The sequence below is a fragment of the Stieleria magnilauensis genome, assembly GCA_007753675.1.
GTDB classification, from domain to species: domain Bacteria; phylum Planctomycetota; class Planctomycetia; order Pirellulales; family Pirellulaceae; genus Stieleria; species Stieleria magnilauensis.
Genome location: CP036432.1, coordinates 701,061 through 719,265 on the forward strand (window position 1 = coordinate 701,061; position 18,205 = coordinate 719,265).

The window sequence follows — 18,205 nt, forward strand, 5'->3', positions numbered from 1 at the left end:
CTCTATGACGGATTAAGAGGATACGGTTGCCGATGATTCACTCGATGCTTTCTGCGTGAACTTGCTGAGCACGATGAACAGAATTCCGCAAGCGATCCAGCATGGAATGACCGCGTAGGCAGCAAACACGCCCTGTTGGAAAATCAGATACAGCCCCACCACGACGGGAAGCAGCCACGCAATCAACACGGCAAAGTTAATTGGCGTTCCGCTGCGGGTGGCGTACTCGTTTTGCAGGCCAAACTTCTTCATCAGATAAAAATCGACGAAGATCACCGCGCCCATCGGACCGAGAACGGTTCCGTAGGTCCCGACGAAATCGAGCAACTGGGCCGACAGATTCGGAAAGGCTCCCGCGATGGTGGCAACGGCGCCGGCCACCAAGGTCATCGCCGTCCGAGAACTCTTCGGCAAGATGCCTTGAAAAGCGAGTCCGGCACGATAGATCGTCGGATTGGCGGTCGTCCAGCCGGCGATCACCACGCAAATAATCCCCGCCCAGCCGAGCGATTGAAACGCCAGCAGCCCGGGATTTGCGGTGACCTTGCCGTCGGTCCCGAGTGCCAAGCTCGGTTGAAGTTTGATCAGTGCGGCCAGCAGCAACGCGGCCGAGATCCAAGCCATGTAGTGGCCGAGGAACATTCCGATCGCAGGTGCCCAGCCGGACGCTTTGCTCCTGGCGAACCGGAAAATGGAAAGATCCGCCATCCCGAAGTGCATCGCCCCGTTACACAACCAGGCGAACACCACGATCTGCCAGAATCCAAACGTTTGCGGGCCGTTCTTCTCCTGGACAAACGCGATCGCATCCGACCAAAATTTTCCTTCCGAAAGTGCGGCCACGCTGGTTGCATCCATCTGTGCCAGCGACACGATCCCGCAAGCGGCAAACACGGCAATCATCCACGGGGCGGCAATGTTGGCGACCCGAGCCACCCGCTCGTAACCCCCCGCCGCAACCACCGCAATGACGACGCCGACAATCGCGACCAGCGCCGTGAACGACGGGTTGCTCAAGCCGAACATGTTCGATGGAACGTCAAAGGTGATGCCGAAGGGGACGCCGACGGCGGATGCAGAAACCGTGACCATCGCACCGGCAAGAAAACAAAACAGCAAGCCGTTGACCAAATTGTAGAACTTGACCAACGAACCGCCGGCGATGCGTTCGAGTTGATAATACAACGTCATCCGCTTCGACATCGCGATCGGCACGACGAGGAATCGCCACGTCAAGACCGCCAGGATGTTGCCCAGTAGCAGTCCGAGAATCAGATCGGACAAACTTGCACCGGCCGCCAGAAACAGCGGTCCAATCATGAACTCCGTTCCCGCCGCGTGCTCGCCTGCATACATCCCCCAAAACTTGCCGCTGCCCAGTAACGCCGAATCCGGCACTGGTTCACGTTCAAATTCTCCGCCCGAATTTGAAGTTTGTTCGCTCATGGAATTTCCTGGATAGTGCTTTCTTAAATTGCGTGATTTCGGGTTGCTTTGATCGACCGGAAGCGCGGTTCAGTAACCGTTGGTGTCGAGCCCTGAGGCGATTCCGTGTCGCTGCGACGCAGCGACAAAGAGCGGCTGAAGCCTGCACACCAACGGTTGCTGAGTCCCTGTTTATCCCGCAACCGATTCATCGCTACGATGAGACGTGACTGCGGATTCGTAGTGCCGAACCTTTTCAAGCCACTCCGCACCAACGGGAACGCCCATTGATTCGCAGTAGTGGTCCCAAACGGCTCCCAACGGCATCGTCTTTTGTTCTTCCATCAATGCCAACCGAGCGGTCAAGTCGCCGTCTCGCTCAAGTTGTTGAAGCGTCTCGGTGGGCTCAAGCAGGGCCGCAAGCAGGGCTTTCAGTGCGTTCCGCGTCCCGATGGTCCAAGCGGCGACACGATTGATACTGGCATCAAAAAAATCTAACCCGATGTGGACTCGATCCAGATAGTCGCCGCGCACGATTTCCTGCATGATCGCCTGCAATTCATCGCTGTAGGTGACGACATGATCACTGTCCCATCGCACGCCTCGACTGACGTGCAGCAACAACTCGGGGACGTACATCAACGCCGACGAAATTTTGTCCGAGATCACCTCGGTGGGATGAAAGTGGCCGGCGTCCAAACACAGCACTTTGTCCCGCGACATCGCATAACCCATGTAGAACTCGTGCGAACCGACGACGTAGCTCTCACTGCCGATGCCGAACAGCTTGCATTCGACCGCGTCCAACGTCTGGTCTCGCGGTAGGTCTTCGGCGAACACTTCATCGAGGGAAGCGGCCAACCGTTCCCGCGGCGCTTTGCGGCTTGCGGGGGTATCTTTGAAACCGTCGGGTACCCAGAAATTGTTGACGCATGGGCCGCCCTGTGCTGCACCCATTGCCGCTGCGATCTTACGGCAGGCGATGCCATGATCGATCCAAAACTGTCGAATCCCGGCATCCGGATGCGACAGCGTGAAACCGTCGGATGCGTTGGGATGCGAGAAGTAGCTTGGGTTGAAGTCGAGCTTGATGCCGCGGTCGTTCGTCCAATCGATCCAGCCTTGGAAGTGTTCGACGTCGATTTCATCACGATCCACGGGACCGCTGAACTCACCGTAGATGGCGTGCAAATTCAGTCGGTGCTTTCCGGGGATCAAGGAGTAGGCGAGTTCAAGATCGCTACGCAACTCATCGGCGGTTCGGGCGCGTCCGGGATAGTTACCGGTGACGGCGAGCCCGTCGCCGAGCGTTCCGGCGTCCGCTTCAAAACCGGCGACGTCATCACCTTGCCAGCAATGAACCGAAATCGAGATTTCGGAGAGCCGTTGGAGTGCATTTCGCACATCAACGCCGAACGCTTGATAACGCTCTGACGCCAACTCAAATGCCGCAGCAACCTTGGTCGCATTGCTCATGATTTTGTCCTTATTTGGTCCTTTGGGGCCCGATTTATCCGACAGCATGTACTTGGATCAGCCCCAGCATACACTCTGGGAAAACCCCAAACCTTGACGATCGACCCGCAGACTAGCACAATCGTCCCAGCGTGGGTTTTTTGTCCCCGCAGGCAGGATGCCGTTGACCATCGACTCAATCGACAGGCCGCATGTGCCTTTCCGCCTGCCATGAAAGTGCTGAAAAAACAGGACTGGTTTCACGCCGACGGGTTTCCGATCGTCGTCGAGCGGCGCGATCCCCAGCAGCCGTTCGGACTGCACTGCCACGAGTTTTCGGAGATCGTGATCATCACCGGAGGGACGGGCGTGCACATCACCGGCGAAGATTCTTACGAATTGAAAGCGGGCGATACGTTCGTGATCGGGGGCGAGCGTCCGCACGACTACTTGAACATGGATCGGTTGAGTCTGATCAATATTCTGTTCGACCCGACCGATCTACCCATGTCTCTCGGCGACCTGCAGTCCCTTTCCGGTTACCACGCGCTGTTCACGCTGGAGCCTGCATCGCGACAGCGTCACCAGTTTACCAGTCGCTTGCAGCTCAACCCGGCCGAGATTGCCGAATCACTTCGCCTGGTCGACAAACTGGACAACGAACTCGCCGCACGGCAGCCTGGATTTGAAGTGATGGCGATTGCCGCAATGTTGGAACTGATCACGTTCCTTTCCCGTTGCTACCGTCAAACACGAAATCCGACCAGCAAAACGCTCATTCGCGTCGGCGAAACAATTGCCCACATGAGACGCAACGTCGCTCAGGCGATCTCGCTCGAAGAACTCGTGGCCATCTCCGGAATGTCGCGGACCAACTACATGCGGATGTTCGAAGCCGCGATGGGCACCTCCCCAATCAAATATCTGATTGAACTGCGGATCGAAGAGGCCGGGCGGCTGTTGCGAAGCACCGACCAAACCATCACCGAGATCGCGTTCGACGTCGGATTCTCCGACAGCAACTATTTCAGTCGGCAGTTCCGCAAGGTGCATGGTCAATCTCCACGCGAGTACCGAAAACGCCATCGCTAAACACCACTCGCGACGTTGGCCCGCCCGTTACGCTAGAATGCATTCAGAGGAATCCAAAGATCGGCGTGTCGCATAGGAACCGGGAGAACGAAACGGATGAGTGAGATCAAGGTGAGCGTCGTGTGTTGTGACGACAGCGCAGCGAAACGATCAAAGATTGTGGAAACGACAGTCGATACATCGTGGTTGTCCGACCGCTTGATAGAATCGGCGGAGCAAGAAGTTGCGTCAGGCGAAGCGCGAGGGTTGCACAACGGCGCGATCCATCCCGAGCACGGCGCGGTGACGTATTTGCAGGAGGTCAAAGAAGGCGGGTTCTCGGTCTTCGTGGGCGACCCGGAGAATCTACAAGAAACGTTTTTCGGTGTCGGTTCGTTCGTGGCGTTTATCGATTCGGAAGGACCTGGTCACGCTTCCAAGGTCGGCCCAGACGGAGTCAAACGGACATTCCGATTGCTGAAGGGGCACGTTGAAACCTGAGTGGAAACGATGTGATGAGCCAAACTGCCGAATCGTCTGCCCCCAAACAATTGTTGTGGTGCCTGATCTTTGTCGGGGGGTGGTTGGCGATTTCCGGATTGGCCTCGTTCGCGGTGCAATACAGAGCATCCAAGTGGCCGACGGTGGAAGGTTCGATTCGCCGCGCCGAAGTGGTCCCCGAAAATGACTATTACTTTGTTCGGTTGGAATACGAATTCACCGTCGACGGCGCCCAGTACACCAGTGACGACGTCTATTTGTATTCTGGCATCGGCGGCCTCTCCGTTTCCAGCGAAACGATGGGTGCGGAAACGCAAGCATCCGCCGAGAGAATCCGGCAGAGTTATCCGGTCGGCAAGCCGGTGAAGGTTTACTACCAGCCCCAAAATCCCAGCCGATCGGCTTTGGTGATCGAAACGACCGGGATGCTCGTGATCGGCGTGTTCGGATTGATCCTTGCGACGATCGCCATTTTGCCGCTCAAGTTTCCCAAGCTGTTTCAATCAACACGCGAGCGAATCGACAGTGACGATCGGGATCGGTGGGATAGGATTCCCGTCACCTACACCGCCGCAGTGTTCGAGCAACTTCAACAGGAATTTGCCGACCAGGAAAAGACGACGGCGTTCCATCCGGGAACGATCCTGGATTCACCGGAGATTGAACTCGTCCACTGGCAACCCGGCCAGCGAGTGGAGTTCAAGCGTAGCGATGGCGGACTGCTCTCGCGCAAGCCCGCCTACCTGGTGTGCATCGATTGGCAACAGCAAACGCTGGTCGTTGGCAATGAGGGCGAAACCGAGTCGTTTCCGTTCTCCGAGATCAACGAACTGCGTCTCGGTGGGCTTTGTGAAAAGCGCAGCACCGGTGGCAAGAATTCACAAAGCTACGAAGTTTGGGACGTTTGGATTGATGTGATCGTCGGTTCCAGGCGGATTCGATTGGTCAGCCAGGGTGGTTGTCGTGATCCCGATCGGGCGTTTTGCCAAGCCTTGCGGCCGGCGGCGCCACTGGCGGTCAGCATGGGCCGTCAACTGCGTTGGGTGGGATTCGATGACCATGAGTCCTATCGACCGCCCCGATTCGTCTCCGGCATTGAGATCGACGAGCTTCGCCACGATGCGGTGCAAGCATCGCTTCCCAGCGACGAAACTCGCGATGCGGAATCCAGCGGCGAGGAAACGCCGACGGGTAGCCGTCCGGCGGTGGCACAACAGGAGTGGAAACCGCTATCGAAACCGCCGAAGACCAAGATCTCGATGCAGCGTTCGGATGACTTTCTTCACATCGCGTTGCCGCGACTGTCTCGATCGTCTGACCTTCAGGGTTTCGGCGTGGCCGTGGTGGTGGGCGGATTTGCCGCGATGATTTCTCCGGCCGTATTTCGCGATCCCGAACCGGGCCCGCGAATCTTCGTTGGCATTTTGTATCTGATTCCCTTGACCGTGCTGATCCATGCGATCACCCGATGGGCGCAAACTGGGACGATCGACGTGACAGGCAATCGACTGACCGTCACTGCGCGGGGGCTGTTGCGATCCAAACGCCGTCAGTGGTCGATCGGTGATCTCTTGACCGTCAGTGTCGTTCCCTGCGGCAAAGAGCAAGATGGATTGCCGATCGAAGAATTGGCTGTCATTTCCGTCGATGGGACGTATCAGCGTTACTTCAAGCGATACGCCAATCGTGAACTCGCATGGATCGCTGGATCTATCCGTCAGTTTCTCTCCTTTCCCGAACCGCCCGCGATCACGCAGTCCGATCCCGACAAAGCTGTGCTGGAAATCTCTCGCGGCTTGGTTCAATCGCAGCAGAAGGTGATGGAAGACGCACTAGAGGAAATGAAACGCCAGGCCTGCCGTGTGCACGAAGGACTTGAGCAGCGCGATGCGATCCTTCGAACCGATGAAGTCGAAACGGTGATGCCGCAAATCGCCGATGAGATTGTCGAACGAATGGAGCGCGCTTCGCATTCTCGTACCGACGCCGTTCGCGCCGAGTTCGGTCTGATCGATTTTGAAGTTTGGAATCCGGGGAACCTGATTCGGTACCGAAACACCACGTTGGATCCGAAACAGAATTTCATGAATTCGCTGATCAGCGGTCTCGGGTACGGTATCGTTTTCCTGTTCGTCGTTCCCTTTGCAATTCCGATTCTGGGCGCGATCCTGGTGATCCCGATCGATCTGATGGGATCAAAACGTTGGCATTTTGTGGTCACCGATTTGATGGCTTTCGGCGGCGGGCTGCTGTACTGGATCGTCACGCTGATCCTGTTGACTGTCGCCTGGACGTATCTGAAATTAGCGGCCGCATTCGCGCCACGAGAAATCGAATTGGATTGGAAACAACGACGCTTGACGATTCGAGATTCGCGCGGCCAACAGAGCTACAGTTTTCAAGAAATCCGACGGCTGAATCTGCGAGAGGCCCGACGTCCAGACGCAAAGCAAAAGCACTCAATGTTTCGCCTGGAAGCACAGTTGCCCGGACGCTCCGTGATCTTGTTGGAGGCCGATGAAGCGGATGAGATCGCCGGGTTGGCCGAAACCGAGATGCCATCACAACAGCGCGTTCGCCTGTTGGCGGAAGAGCTTGCGCCGCACCTGGGCGTCGCGGTCGATCTGGCAGAACCGGTGACCGACCGCTTCAATGTCGTCGGCTATCCCGGCGAGGCACATCTGACGGATATGGTTCGTCTGTGGCGAATTGTCGACGGGCGAACAAAACTCAGACTCTTCCTGGCACTCGCGGCGATTCTTTTCTATTGGATCTTTCGCATCGTGCAACGCTATCAGGCGAATGCGGACGTCGGTTGACCCCGACGGCTGCCACTCGTTCTCGCCCACAATACCGCTAAATCGACATTGATGGGCGCCGCTCGCGCTGGCGCGAACCGGCTGATATCAATTGATGATCAGCCGTTTGGCGCGAGCTTCGTCTACTCACCTTTCAGCTGTGAAATCAGATAGTCGCTGGTCGTTTCGTGCTGCACGTTTTCCGATCCCGGGTAGACCAACTCACACTCGACGCCGACGTTGCGACAGTGCTGTTGCAATTGCACCCCGAAGTTCGCGGTGTGCGTGGGGTCCTTGGCGGGTTTGCCCATCGACGGCGGACCGGTGTAGAGCAAGTGCACCGGCGGGTCGTCCTCGCTGACCAACGCATACGGCGAATACTCGGCGATCCAAGGCAAGATCGAGTCACGCTTGGCGAGGAATTCGTCGAACTGTGAAATCTTCTTTTCCGCATCGCCGGTGAATCCAAACGCGTGGCCACCGTAGCGGCTGTTGGGAGTCCACGTTTTCATCTGCAGCGGGTCGAGTGTGGTTTGTGCTCCACGAACGGCCGCGCAGGTCAGTCGCGTCGATTGGCGTGCGATCGGATCGTCGCTGGACGGATCGGCCATGTCGGGATGGAATGCCAGCCACAAACTGGAGCATGCCCCGGCGGAACCGCCGGACGCGGCGATGCGCTGGGGATCGATGTTCCACGCTTCCGCCTTGCTGCGGACAAACTGCAGCGCGCGGGCGGCATCATGAAGGGGGCCCTTGACCGGCGGCACCACGCCGTCGGCCGTCGCTTCGGGAATGAATCGATACTCCACCGAGACGACGGAGATGCCGGCGTCGAGCATCTCGGGCAGCATCTCCACCAGGCCACTCATCCGACCTCCGGCCATCCAGCCGCCGCCGTGGATGAAGAACAACAACGGTGTCGGAGCGTCGGATTCCGCTTTCCAGAAATGCAACTTCTGTTTGTGATGGGGGCCGTAGGCGACGTCAAACTCGGTGGGGTTGGGCAGCAGCGGACGGGTCGCCAAGTATCGTTCCGCTTCCTGTTCGTTGATTTCACGAACAAAAATGTTTCGCCAGCGAATTTCGCCTCCATGGGTCTGCAACATGATCGGACCGGTCGACGGCAACGGTAACGCGCGGTCCCAATAGTTTTCCATCACCGCACCGTCGACGACCAGGCGATTGTTCAGCCAGACCCAGGTGCGGTCGCCGATCTGACGAATCTTAAACTGATTCCATTGTCCGAAGGGCCGATCGGCTTTCACCATCGGGTCGCGGCCCAAGGTCTTGGGGTTGTTATTGAACAGGCCTCCCGAACCGAGGTGCGGGCGGCGGGTGGGGCGCTTCGGATCGAAGACCTGGTTGGAATCCCAGATTTGGACCTGGGGTGTCCCCCGCAGATAGATGCCGCTGTCCGCTGACGGAACCGTTTTGTATTCCAGCAACAGTTCAATGTCGCCAAACTCCTGGTCCGTCGTGGCGTAGGCTCCATGGCCGTCGTTGACCAGTTCACCGTTTTCCACCTGCCAGTGGTCGGCGAACTCACGCTGCTGTTCGGCAAGTTTCGCTTCCTTTTTTTCGCCCGTCAGTTTCGCCACTTGGTGGGGGTTCAAACCATGCCAGCCGGACAAATCGACGCCGTTGAAGATCGCCCGAAAACCTTCCGGCGGCTGCGGTTCGGCAGCCGTGGCGACCGAGGGGAACGGGATCAGTTGCAGAAACACAAACAGGGCGAAACATCGCGCAGCGACACGAGACATGGTGAGCTCTCTGGAGGGGATGGGGTGGGAAGACCAAGATTGTAACTCGAACGCGGACTCACGACTTGGTCATGGCGCCACCGGCGGACTTTCTGTCTTTTGCAGCGGAGGTGTTTGCGGAGCGGTACGCGCGGGCCGGTTTCGGGGCGAAAGCATCTCGAAAGTCCCCGGGAGCTCGCGGGATTCCGCTATAAAATGCTTCACAGCGCTGGGAACAGGCCCTCGCGCGGACCGTTTCGTCGTTATCGATTCGATGGTACGTACGCAGTGGATTGATCAATCATGCCGACACCCCCACCCGATGCCAACGATGACCCGTTTGATTTGGCACGCTTTGTCTCCGCACAGCGTGACTGCTACGAACAGGCACTGTCCGAACTCAGACGTGGTCAAAAACGCAGTCACTGGATGTGGTTCGTTTTCCCGCAGCTGCGTGGATTGGGATTCAGTTCGACGGCACAGTTCTACGGGATCAGCGGCATCGACGAAGCCCGCGCCTACCTGTCCGATCCCCTGTTAGGGGATCGGCTGATCGAATGCTGCCAAGCGATGCTCTCGGTACGTGATCGCACGGCGACGGAGATTTTGGGACAACCCGATGATTTGAAGCTGTGTTCCTGTGCGACCTTGTTCGGGTCGGTTGCCGGGGAAGACTCGGTATTCCAACAAGTCCTCGAGCGGTATTTTGATGGAAAGGCTGACCCACGCACGATGCAGTTATTGCGCACAACGGGAGACCGCTAAGTGAAGCGTCGGATCCTCCAGTTGGGGCCCGTAGGCCCCGCGCCAAACGGCTGATTATCGTTTGACATCAGCCGGTTCGCGCCAGCGCGAGCGGCCTCGCCGTTGACGCTTGACCTAGCGGTATCGAGGCAAAGCGTGAAGCCAATCCATCACGGCTTACTGTTCGGTGCGACTGCGGCTCCAAATTGATAGTCTGCGGCCCCGATGAAGCTGCCATCGGAAATCAAAATCGTGTTGGCGTCGCCTTGGCGATCGGTGTCCTGAATGTCATGCCCCAGCTTGCGAAGTTGTTCGACCAACGCGGCATACTCGGGATCGTCGGCGCCCATGAATCGGACGCGATTGGGAAACCATTCGTGATCGGTGCGGGGCGCGTCGACAGCCTCGCGCGCGGTCATTCCGAATTCCAAGACATTCAACGTGACGCAGAACACGGTGTTGATAATCGTCCGGCCACCGGGGCTGCCGGTGATCAGGTACGGCTGTCCGTTCTTCAGCACAATGGTCGGCGTCATGGAACTGAGCATTCGTTTTCGCGGACGAACTTCGTTGGCAGCCGTTCCGATCGAGCCTTTCGTATCGGTCACTCCCGGACGGCGGTTGAAGTCACCCATTTCGTTGTTCAGCAGAAAACCCGCCCCGCGGACGACGATCCCGCTGCCGTAGCTGGCTTCCAACGTGTAGGTGTTGCTGACCGCCATGCCGTGACGATCGATCACGGAAAAGTGCGTGGTTTCAAGACTCTCGTCCGGCTCGGTCAGCGGCGGCCCCAACAGACGACTGGGTGTGGCTCGGTCCAAGTCGATGGTGCTGGCCATGTATTTGGCGAAATCGGCACTGGCAAGGTGCTTGGGGATTTCGACAAAGTCGGGATCACCCAAATACATCGCGCGATTGGCGTACGCCCGCCGCATCGCTTCGATCATCACGTGGTTGGTCTTCACCGACCATCGCCCGGAGCGGCGGAGGTCAAAGTTCGCGGCGATCCCCAGCATCTGTGTCAACGTGATCCCACCGCTACTCGGCGGCGGAGGGCACAGCACTTCGTAACCCCGGAACCGGCATCGGATCGGCTGTCGCACCCGGGCCCGGTAGCGCAACAGATCCTCGGTCGAAATCAATCCGCCACCGGTTTTCATTTCCGCCGCGATCAAGTCGGCCGTCTCTCCGGCATAAAACCCATTGGGGCCGTCTTCAGCGATCCGCTGCAGCGTCGCGGCGAGGTCGGAAAGCACGAGTCGGTCACCGGCGGCCCAATCGGTCCCGTCGGGTTTGCCATAAACGCGGCGGAACTCATCGTTGGTGCTGCGCCCCAATTCTCGGTTCAGCTCTGCGGCCAAGCCGGCGTGGATCTCAAATCCGTCACGGGCCAGCGTGACCGCGGGCGTGACGAGAGACGACCAGGCGAGCGAACCATACAGTTCGTGAGCCAACTTCATCCCGCGGACCGTTCCGGGCACTCCGACGTACGGATGGGTGTGCGTGTCGTTGTTGTCGACAAACATCTCGCGGTGGGCCGCAAGCGGTGCTTTCTCACGATAATCGATCATCAACGGCGGGCTGCCGTCGCCCGGGTGAACCAGCATGAACCCACCGCCGCCGAGATTGCCGGCAGATGGATGCGTCACGGCGAGGGCGAAGGCGGTCGCGATCGCCGAATCGACCGCCGTGCCGCCCTGCTCCAAAATCTCCGCACCGACCGCCGCCGCGTCGGGCGATACCGCGACCACCATCCCATCGCGGCTCTCCGCATCGCGACGCGATTGCCCCAGCGCCCGAGAACCTTCAACGGCGAAACCGACGATAACAATCAACAATCCGAACCGGCAAACTCGCTGCACGTCTCCACCTCTCCAAAGTACTTCCGTCATGGACCGTCGCTAAACTATAACCGCACAACGGGCGGTCTGGCGATTTAATCGATCTTCCCAGTTCGACGCGATGGTCCCAGACCACGACTGCCGTTTGATCGCACCCTTTCCAAGGAAGTTCATTGGTCACCATTTTCACGCTTGTTATGGGATTGGTCGTCCTGACGATCGGGGCGGAACTGTTGGTGCGCGGCGCATCGAAGTTGGCACTTGCGGTGGGGCTCTCACCGCTCGTCGTCGGCTTGACCGTGGTCGCAATCGGCACCAGTGCGCCGGAGTTGGTCGTCAGTCTGCAATCCACGTTGCGTGGACAGCCTGATGTGGCGATGGGAAACGTTTTGGGCAGCAATATCTTCAACGTGCTGTTCATCCTGGGTGTCTCGGCCCTGATCATCCCGTTGCGAGTCTCTCAGCAATTGATACGGTTTGACGTGCCGTTGATGGTCGGTCTGTCCGTGCTGGTGATGGTCTTTTCCCTGGATGGGCGGATCGGGCGAGTCGATGGAGCGTTGCTCGTCGCGGGGCTGATCGGGTACGAGGCATGGGCCGTGATCAAAAGCCGAAAGGAACAGGCCGGGATCACGGCTCAATACGAAGCCGAATATGGAACAGAGCCGGCTGGAAATTCCTCAGGGCGGCTGCTGGTGAGCGTGTTGGTGCTGATCGCCGGACTCGTGCTGCTGGTCTTGGGCGCGCGATGGTTCGTAGACGCGGCGGTGCTCTTGGCCAGACAATTCGGCGTCTCCGAGCTGGTGATCGGGCTGACGATTGTGGCCGCGGGGACCTCGCTTCCCGAGGTGGCGACGTCGATCGTGGCCGCGATGCGTGGCGAACGCGACATCGCGGTGGGGAACGTCGTCGGCAGCAACCTGTTCAACATCATGGGCGTGCTGGGGATTTCTTCACTCGTCTCCACCCAGGGCGTTGCGGTTTCAAACACCGCGATTGAGTTGGATCTGCCCGTCATGGTGGCGGTCGCGGTCGCCTGCCTGCCGATCTTCTTTACCGGCCACCTGATCGCCCGCTGGGAAGGCGGTCTGTTTCTTGCGTATTACGTCGCCTACACGGCGTACCTGGTCACCGCGGCAACCGTGCCCGCCGTCAATCGCACCTTGTCGATCGTCATGATCGGGTTCGTCATTCCGCTGACAGTCATCACGCTGGCGGTCGCGGTCGTCCGGTATCGACGCGCGTCTAGCGAGACCGATGCCGACGCGGAAACTCACGGCGGATGAGTTTGTCGGTCGATTGTTGTCGTTTTGTCACACAATCGCCGCGTAGTTGTTTCCGCCATCGCTTGACGTGTAAACTAATTGCCGCAATCCATCACGACCCGCGAGAGGCAATCATGACAAGCGGCCGGTTACAGCGAGAGTTGAAAAAGAAAAAACCGTTTTCGTCACCCGAGCAGGAGGCGTTGCTGAACCTGTTGCGGACCAATGACCAGCTCCAGAATCGCTTTGGTCGGCTGTTCCGTCAGTTCGGGTTAACGGCATCGCAGTACAATGTGCTGCGCATTCTGCGGGGTGAAGGCAAGCCGATGCCGTGTTTGGAAATCGCCGAGCGGATGATTCAAGTGGTTCCGGCGATCACGGGATTGATCGATCGGCTCGAAAAACAGAACATGGTCAGTCGACGTCGCAGCACCGAAGACCGCCGTGTCGTGTTTATCGAGATCACCAAGAAGGCGCGTGCGGTGCTCAAGAAAATGGATGGCCCGGTCAGTGATCTGCACAGGCAATTGATGGGGCACCTGACACGCTCAGAACTCAAGGAACTGAGCCGATTGTTGGAAAAGGCTCGTGGGTGAATCCGTCGTCGCCGGTCGCGTTCAGTCTTCGCCGAACACGGATCCGAACGAATCGAAGTCCAATGCGGTGGTCAGCGACGATTCCATGTACCGGCGGCGTGCCTGTTCCAATAATTCCTCTGGATCGATTGGTATGTCTGCGTCGACACCATAAACCTCCAGTTCCAGCTGAACTTCGTCGCGACACGCCAAGGCCAATTCAATGAATTCGTCGATCGTAAGATTGAATCGGTCTTTTAGCCAACCGTGGCAGTTCGCGATCGATTCGTCCCCGGCATACCAAAGTGCGTCGGAGACGAGCGTGCCGCCGTGGACGATCACCGTGAGAGGATCGTCGAGTTCCGCGTTGCGATGGTTTCCAACGGCATCGCAAATCACGTCGGGAAACTGCCATTGGGACAACACGCGTGCCCCGATGTTGACATGATCGGTGCCGTATTGTTGTCTTTCTAAATGAAACAGACGTTCTCTCGAGGTGCTCCGGTACAGCGACAGGTACTTTTCGCCTTCGACCTGTGCAAACACCAGCGTGCCTAGATGACTGAGCAGCCCTGTCGTGTAGGCATCGTTGTGATCCACGCCGCCCAGTTGGACGGCAAGTCGACGGGCGGCCGCCGCGGTCGTCAACGCCTGTCGCCAAAAGTCGTTGTAGAGCTCACGGGCTGCACCGGTGGAAAACGCATTGGCAATGCTGAAGGTCATCGCGATCAAGCGAATGCTCCGTTCGCCCAACAGCGATACGGCTTGGCGCAGGTTGGTTACCGATGTTTCCAACCCGTAGCGAGAGGAGTTGACGACATGTAACACGCGGCTGGACATCGCCGGATCGGCCCGGATGCAATCGACGATCTCGTGCAGACCGAAGTCATCGTTTTTGGTCAACTGCAACAGCGATTGCGCTACTTCGGGGGGCGAATGAAGCAGGTCAGGGTGGTCAATCAACGCCTCGATGCGTTTGATCGTGCTCGAACCGGGGATGGTCTGGCGAGTCATGGCAACGTTTTCCAAAATTTTCTCCAGGTACTGTCATCGATGATCACATCAACCCGCATCTGGCGGGACGCGTATGAAAACGTAGTTCAGGACTGTCCGCCACGATCGAAGGAAGTACGGTAATGCCGTGGAACGCGGGACCAGATGGGGAAAACCCTCGGCATCTGACGAACACGCCGCTTCGTCAGAACCACCATCCCCCGACCGGAGTGCTGGCCAAATAACTTGCAATCGGGGGGAGCTACGTGTTCTACTTGTCACGCGATCGGGGATTTAGCCGTCGCATCAGCCATCGAACGGCCGATCCAGCCGTGTCGCCCCGTGTTGCGTGACGCTGGCGGTTTGCTCCCGGGGCGACGCGATCACCGACGGTCGCCCTGGGAATGCCTTCTGCGTGATTTCGCAGTAAACACGCTTCAATCGACCTGGGACCTTCGGCACAACTTCGGACTTCAAGGATTATATCAATGAGTATAAAAACGGTCGCCGCTGATCCGTTGGGATTCATCATCGCATCGATCTTGACAACCACGCTCAGCTTTACCGCCGTGACCGCTGAGGCCAACGATGCGTCCAGGGTGCCCGACTGGATCCGCGGCAGCAGCGACACGCTGGAAATGCGGCTCCGCGGCAAAATCCACGACAAAGACGGCCAATCGGTCCAAGCCGCGACGGTGCGGATCAGCATCAAGTATAACGCTCAGGTGTTGGAGAGCTTGACACCCGATGTCAAAGACGGCGGCTTTGAAGTCTGGTTGCCGGTGAACAAACACCGTTGGTATAGCATCGTCATTGATGCGACTTGCCAGGACGGAAGCCGAGCCCACGAGATGATCGTTCGAAATCAATTGCGGGAGCGCGTGCTCAACGGCGTGACGCTGCAAGCCGAACGTCCCAGTCGTACGGTGACGTTCACGCTGCAACACGCCGGCAAACGCGTCGCGAAAGCCAACGTGCGGGTGAGGCTCGACAGCGGAGTCGAATTGTCCGCGGTCGCCGACGACGACGGTGTTGCCGAATTCACTCTGTTGTCGCACGAAACCATTTCGGCCGTGACCGCCTGGTCGCAGAACGAACGGATCGGCGGATACCAGTTTTCACGCAAACCAATGCGTGATCCCACGGCGGACAGTCATACGATTGATCTGTTCCAGTGCAGACCGTGTCCGATCGTTGTCACAGACATCGACGGGCAGCCGCTCTCGGGCGTTCAGCTCGAGCTCAACGTCGCAACCGCACCGCCGGAATACAACTTCATCGGGACTCCCGATGACGTCCACCTGGTCACCGACGATCAGGGCGTTGCCGTCTATCCGTACTTCCCGCAGATTGACGCTCCCTACACGTACGTTGATCTTCACGACGAAGACTGGCGTCGCGTCGAAGGCACCTTTGAGGATGATCGATTTGTATTGACGGTGAAGAAGTCCGTCGATCGAGCAACCGTCAACGGACGTGTTTCCGGGGACGACGTCTTCCCGGGTGGCTTCGACGTCCGGCTCGGCACGTTTCAAGCCGAAGAGGAGGGGCGGCTCGAATACGTTTATGCGATGACCGATCCGGATGGAAGTTTCTCTGTCGACGCGTTGCCCGACGCTACGTATTGCGTCTTCGTCAACGACGAACAATGGGTCACGCCAACGATCGATTTGATCCCCTCTCAATCGGATTCGCAAAAACAAAACGCCCTCGCGTTGAACTTGATCAAGGGAATCCCGGTGCGCGTTCGATTAACCGCTGGACGCGATGCGACACCCATGCAAGACGTACGAGTGCTCTTCCGGTCCCGGCATCAGTTCTCGTGGCAAGAGAACGGCGAAAAGCGTTCAGGAAGCCTTGGACCAAACTCGGACGGCAGCACCGATGACGAGGGAATGGTTCGAATGTTCGTGCCGCCGGGCGAATTGGAAGTGAACGCCATGTCAAGCGACTGGCGGGCGAACCAGGAAATCGTCGTGAAGCCCGATGCGCCGAACGAAATCCATCTTCATCGAGAACTGGACAAAGCGGTCGCGGTTCGTGGGACGATCGTCCCGTGGAGCGATGCCGTTGAGCTGAAAGACGCGAGCGTTCAAATCGGAGCGATCGACGGACAATCCGGTGACGGGTTTTCCGTCAAGACCGATAGCGACGGCAGATTCGAATTCGAAACGAAGGCCACCAAACTGGCTGCCGTTGCATTTTCAGACGACAAACAGTTTGCCGGATCGGTTGTCATCAAAGATCTCGAGCAACCGGTTCAGATCCAACTCTATCCGACGAAATCGTTTCGCGGCCAGATACTCGACGGCCAAGGTCAACCGGTTGTGAGTCATCCGGTCCGCGCTTCGATACGAGTCTCCGACGGCTCGGTATTCGGCAGCGGTTTTCCGACCACGTTTTTTCCGACCACGTTTTTTCTGCCCTCGATTGAGCGTGTCACCGATCAACAGGGACGCTATCGCTTCGATGCATTGCCGTGCAAGACAGAGATTTTGGTCAGCACCGATCCGCTCGACCATGCCCCCAATCAATTTCGATCGATTGACACCATCTATCTGTTGCCCGATGACGAGCGCGAGGAGGTCGTCACACGGTTGGGTGCGACAGAATCGGCCACCGAGCAAAAGACAATGGCCGAGCGTTTTCAAATCACCCAGCGGGACTGTCGACTGGGCAACTTTCGTCAAATGGTGATTCTCGCGGACCATGACGACCCCACCGTGAAAGCGTTCATCGATGACGCTTTGTTGGACTATTCACGGCAGCAAAAGATCACCAGCTTCATGCAACTGCATGTCACCCCGGACGACTTGGATGATCCCCGAAATCGAAAATTTGCCGAGCAAATGAAGTGGCCGTCCGTTTCCGAGGGTGCCGTTTTTGTTTGCGTCTACGATGTCAATGGAAAAGAACTCGCACGGTCCTTGTTCGATGCCGGTGATGACCAGTCCGTATCGGCCGCCGACGAAATGATCGAACAACATGCGCCGGATCAGCAAGATGCGAAATTGAAGTGGGACAAGGCATTCAAATCGGCGAGTGAAACCGACCGCCGCGTGTGGATCCGCACCGGACAGCGTTACTGTGGCCCGTGCTTCCGTCTCAGTCGCTGGATCGATGATCACCGTGAAGTGCTCGAAAAAGACTTCGTCTTGGTCAAAATCGATGACGTGCGAGACCGACACGGATCCGAAGTGGCGGCATTGTTGACGCTGGGCCGACGGGTCGGAGTCCCGTTCCACGCCATCTTTGATGCCGAAGGAGAACGGATCACTGACAGCTATGGGCCGATCGGCAACATCGGGTTCATGTCAGGCGTCGAAGGAAAACGACATTTCGGTGAGATGTTGCAGGCAGCCTGCCGCAACATCACGCCGGACGAAATCCAGACCTTGATCCAAAGTCTCGACGACTGACTTTCGCGATTCGTCTCCATCGTTTGACCAACCCATCTTTTGACCAACCCATCTTTTGACCAATCCATTTTTTGACCAATCCATTTTTTGACCAATCCATTTTTTGACCAATCCATTTTTTGACCAATCCATTTTTTGACCAATCCATTTTTTGACCAATCCATTTTTTGACCAATCCATTTTTTGACCAATCCATTTTTTGACCAATCCATTTTTTGACCAATCCATTTTTTGACCATTCCATCTTTTGACCATTCCATCTTTTGACCATTCCATTTTTGCAGCGGTCTTGCTCGCAGCGGGTCGGTTGACGTTTGCCCCAAACATCAACCGACCGAGTTCAAAAGCGACCGCCGCCCGGTCTTCCCAAGAAGACGGG

At 57.6% G+C, this 18,205-nt stretch carries 13 protein-coding genes; 7 read left to right on the forward strand and 6 right to left on the reverse strand.

The genetic code is table 11. The annotated features are described in order from the left end of the window. Positions 1-12 precede the first annotated feature (12 nt). Positions 13-1,446 (reverse strand): purine-cytosine permease family protein, encoded by a 1,434-nt coding sequence (locus TBK1r_RS02600; RefSeq protein WP_145207390.1) that lies wholly within the window; start codon positions 1,444-1,446, stop codon positions 13-15. 171 nt (positions 1,447-1,617) lie between these two features. Then, positions 1,618-2,901: an L-rhamnose isomerase gene (locus tag TBK1r_RS02605; protein WP_145207391.1), complete on the reverse strand. Its 1,284-nt coding sequence runs from the start codon at positions 2,899-2,901 to the stop codon at positions 1,618-1,620. 210 nt (positions 2,902-3,111) lie between these two features. On the opposite strand from TBK1r_RS02605, the gene TBK1r_RS02610 reads away from it, so the two are divergent. The 3 genes from TBK1r_RS02610 to TBK1r_RS02620 all read left to right on the forward strand — a co-directional run bounded on the left by TBK1r_RS02610 (position 3,112) and on the right by TBK1r_RS02620 (position 7,271). Then, positions 3,112-3,972, forward strand: coding sequence for a helix-turn-helix domain-containing protein (locus TBK1r_RS02610; RefSeq protein WP_145207392.1), 861 nt, complete (start codon positions 3,112-3,114; stop codon positions 3,970-3,972). A gap of 96 nt (positions 3,973-4,068) precedes the next feature. Continuing rightward, entirely contained in the window at positions 4,069-4,452 is a 384-nt protein-coding gene (locus TBK1r_RS02615; RefSeq protein WP_145207393.1) for a hypothetical protein, read from the forward strand. 14 nt (positions 4,453-4,466) lie between these two features. Continuing rightward, complete coding sequence (locus TBK1r_RS02620; protein WP_145207394.1) at positions 4,467-7,271, forward strand: DUF3592 domain-containing protein; 2,805 nt, start codon at positions 4,467-4,469, stop codon at positions 7,269-7,271. A 122-nt stretch (positions 7,272-7,393) separates the two neighbouring features. Here TBK1r_RS02620 and TBK1r_RS02625 read toward each other — a convergent pair whose 3' ends face one another. After that, complete coding sequence (locus tag TBK1r_RS02625) at positions 7,394-9,010, reverse strand: 3-keto-alpha-glucoside-1,2-lyase-like domain-containing protein (RefSeq protein ID WP_145207395.1); 1,617 nt, start codon at positions 9,008-9,010, stop codon at positions 7,394-7,396. Positions 9,011-9,292: 282 nt separating this feature from the next. Here TBK1r_RS02625 and TBK1r_RS02630 point away from each other — a divergent pair, with 282 nt between their 5' ends. After that, positions 9,293-9,754 (forward strand): DUF1810 domain-containing protein, encoded by a 462-nt coding sequence (locus TBK1r_RS02630; RefSeq protein WP_145207396.1) that lies wholly within the window; start codon positions 9,293-9,295, stop codon positions 9,752-9,754. 149 nt (positions 9,755-9,903) lie between these two features. Here the strand turns inward: TBK1r_RS02630 and ggt are convergent, their stop codons facing one another. After that, complete coding sequence (gene ggt / locus TBK1r_RS02635; RefSeq protein WP_145207397.1) at positions 9,904-11,595, reverse strand: gamma-glutamyltransferase; 1,692 nt, start codon at positions 11,593-11,595, stop codon at positions 9,904-9,906. Positions 11,596-11,747: 152 nt separating this feature from the next. Between ggt and TBK1r_RS02640 the strand changes: the two genes are divergently transcribed. Continuing rightward, a complete protein-coding gene (locus tag TBK1r_RS02640; RefSeq protein ID WP_145207398.1) occupies positions 11,748-12,860 on the forward strand; it encodes a calcium/sodium antiporter in 1,113 nt (370 codons plus the stop codon). Between the two features lie 113 nt (positions 12,861-12,973). Then, positions 12,974-13,435 carry a MarR family winged helix-turn-helix transcriptional regulator gene (locus TBK1r_RS02645; protein WP_145207399.1) on the forward strand — a complete coding sequence of 154 codons (462 nt, stop codon included), beginning with the start codon at positions 12,974-12,976 and terminating at the stop codon, positions 13,433-13,435. A gap of 21 nt (positions 13,436-13,456) precedes the next feature. Here TBK1r_RS02645 and TBK1r_RS02650 read toward each other — a convergent pair whose 3' ends face one another. Next, positions 13,457-14,428: an HDOD domain-containing protein gene (locus TBK1r_RS02650; RefSeq protein WP_145207400.1), complete on the reverse strand. Its 972-nt coding sequence runs from the start codon at positions 14,426-14,428 to the stop codon at positions 13,457-13,459. A 467-nt stretch (positions 14,429-14,895) separates the two neighbouring features. Between TBK1r_RS02650 and TBK1r_RS02655 the strand changes: the two genes are divergently transcribed. Beyond that, positions 14,896-17,826: a thioredoxin family protein gene (locus TBK1r_RS02655; protein WP_145207401.1), complete on the forward strand. Its 2,931-nt coding sequence runs from the start codon at positions 14,896-14,898 to the stop codon at positions 17,824-17,826. On the opposite strand, the gene TBK1r_RS02660 is transcribed toward TBK1r_RS02655, so the two are convergent. Further along, positions 17,780-18,070 (reverse strand): hypothetical protein, encoded by a 291-nt coding sequence (locus tag TBK1r_RS02660; protein WP_419580899.1) that lies wholly within the window; start codon positions 18,068-18,070, stop codon positions 17,780-17,782. The genes TBK1r_RS02655 and TBK1r_RS02660 overlap by 47 nt on opposite strands. Positions 18,071-18,205: the final 135 nt, after the last annotated feature.

Excerpts from the sequence above, each read along its gene's own strand:
- TBK1r_RS02600 (WP_145207390.1), bottom strand. The coding sequence starts at position 1,446 with ATGAGCGAACAAACTTCAAATTCGGGCGGAGAATTTGAACGTGAACCA.
- TBK1r_RS02605 (WP_145207391.1), bottom strand. The coding sequence starts at position 2,901 with ATGAGCAATGCGACCAAGGTTGCTGCGGCATTTGAGTTGGCGTCAGAG.
- TBK1r_RS02610 (WP_145207392.1), top strand. The coding sequence starts at position 3,112 with ATGAAAGTGCTGAAAAAACAGGACTGGTTTCACGCCGACGGGTTTCCG.
- TBK1r_RS02615 (WP_145207393.1), top strand. The coding sequence starts at position 4,069 with ATGAGTGAGATCAAGGTGAGCGTCGTGTGTTGTGACGACAGCGCAGCG.
- TBK1r_RS02620 (WP_145207394.1), top strand. The coding sequence starts at position 4,467 with ATGAGCCAAACTGCCGAATCGTCTGCCCCCAAACAATTGTTGTGGTGC.
- TBK1r_RS02625 (WP_145207395.1), bottom strand. The coding sequence starts at position 9,010 with ATGTCTCGTGTCGCTGCGCGATGTTTCGCCCTGTTTGTGTTTCTGCAA.
- TBK1r_RS02630 (WP_145207396.1), top strand. The coding sequence starts at position 9,293 with ATGCCGACACCCCCACCCGATGCCAACGATGACCCGTTTGATTTGGCA.
- TBK1r_RS02645 (WP_145207399.1), top strand. The coding sequence starts at position 12,974 with ATGACAAGCGGCCGGTTACAGCGAGAGTTGAAAAAGAAAAAACCGTTT.
- TBK1r_RS02650 (WP_145207400.1), bottom strand. The coding sequence starts at position 14,428 with ATGACTCGCCAGACCATCCCCGGTTCGAGCACGATCAAACGCATCGAG.
- TBK1r_RS02655 (WP_145207401.1), top strand. The coding sequence starts at position 14,896 with ATGAGTATAAAAACGGTCGCCGCTGATCCGTTGGGATTCATCATCGCA.
- TBK1r_RS02660 (WP_419580899.1), bottom strand. The coding sequence starts at position 18,070 with ATGGAATGGTCAAAAAATGGATTGGTCAAAAAATGGATTGGTCAAAAA.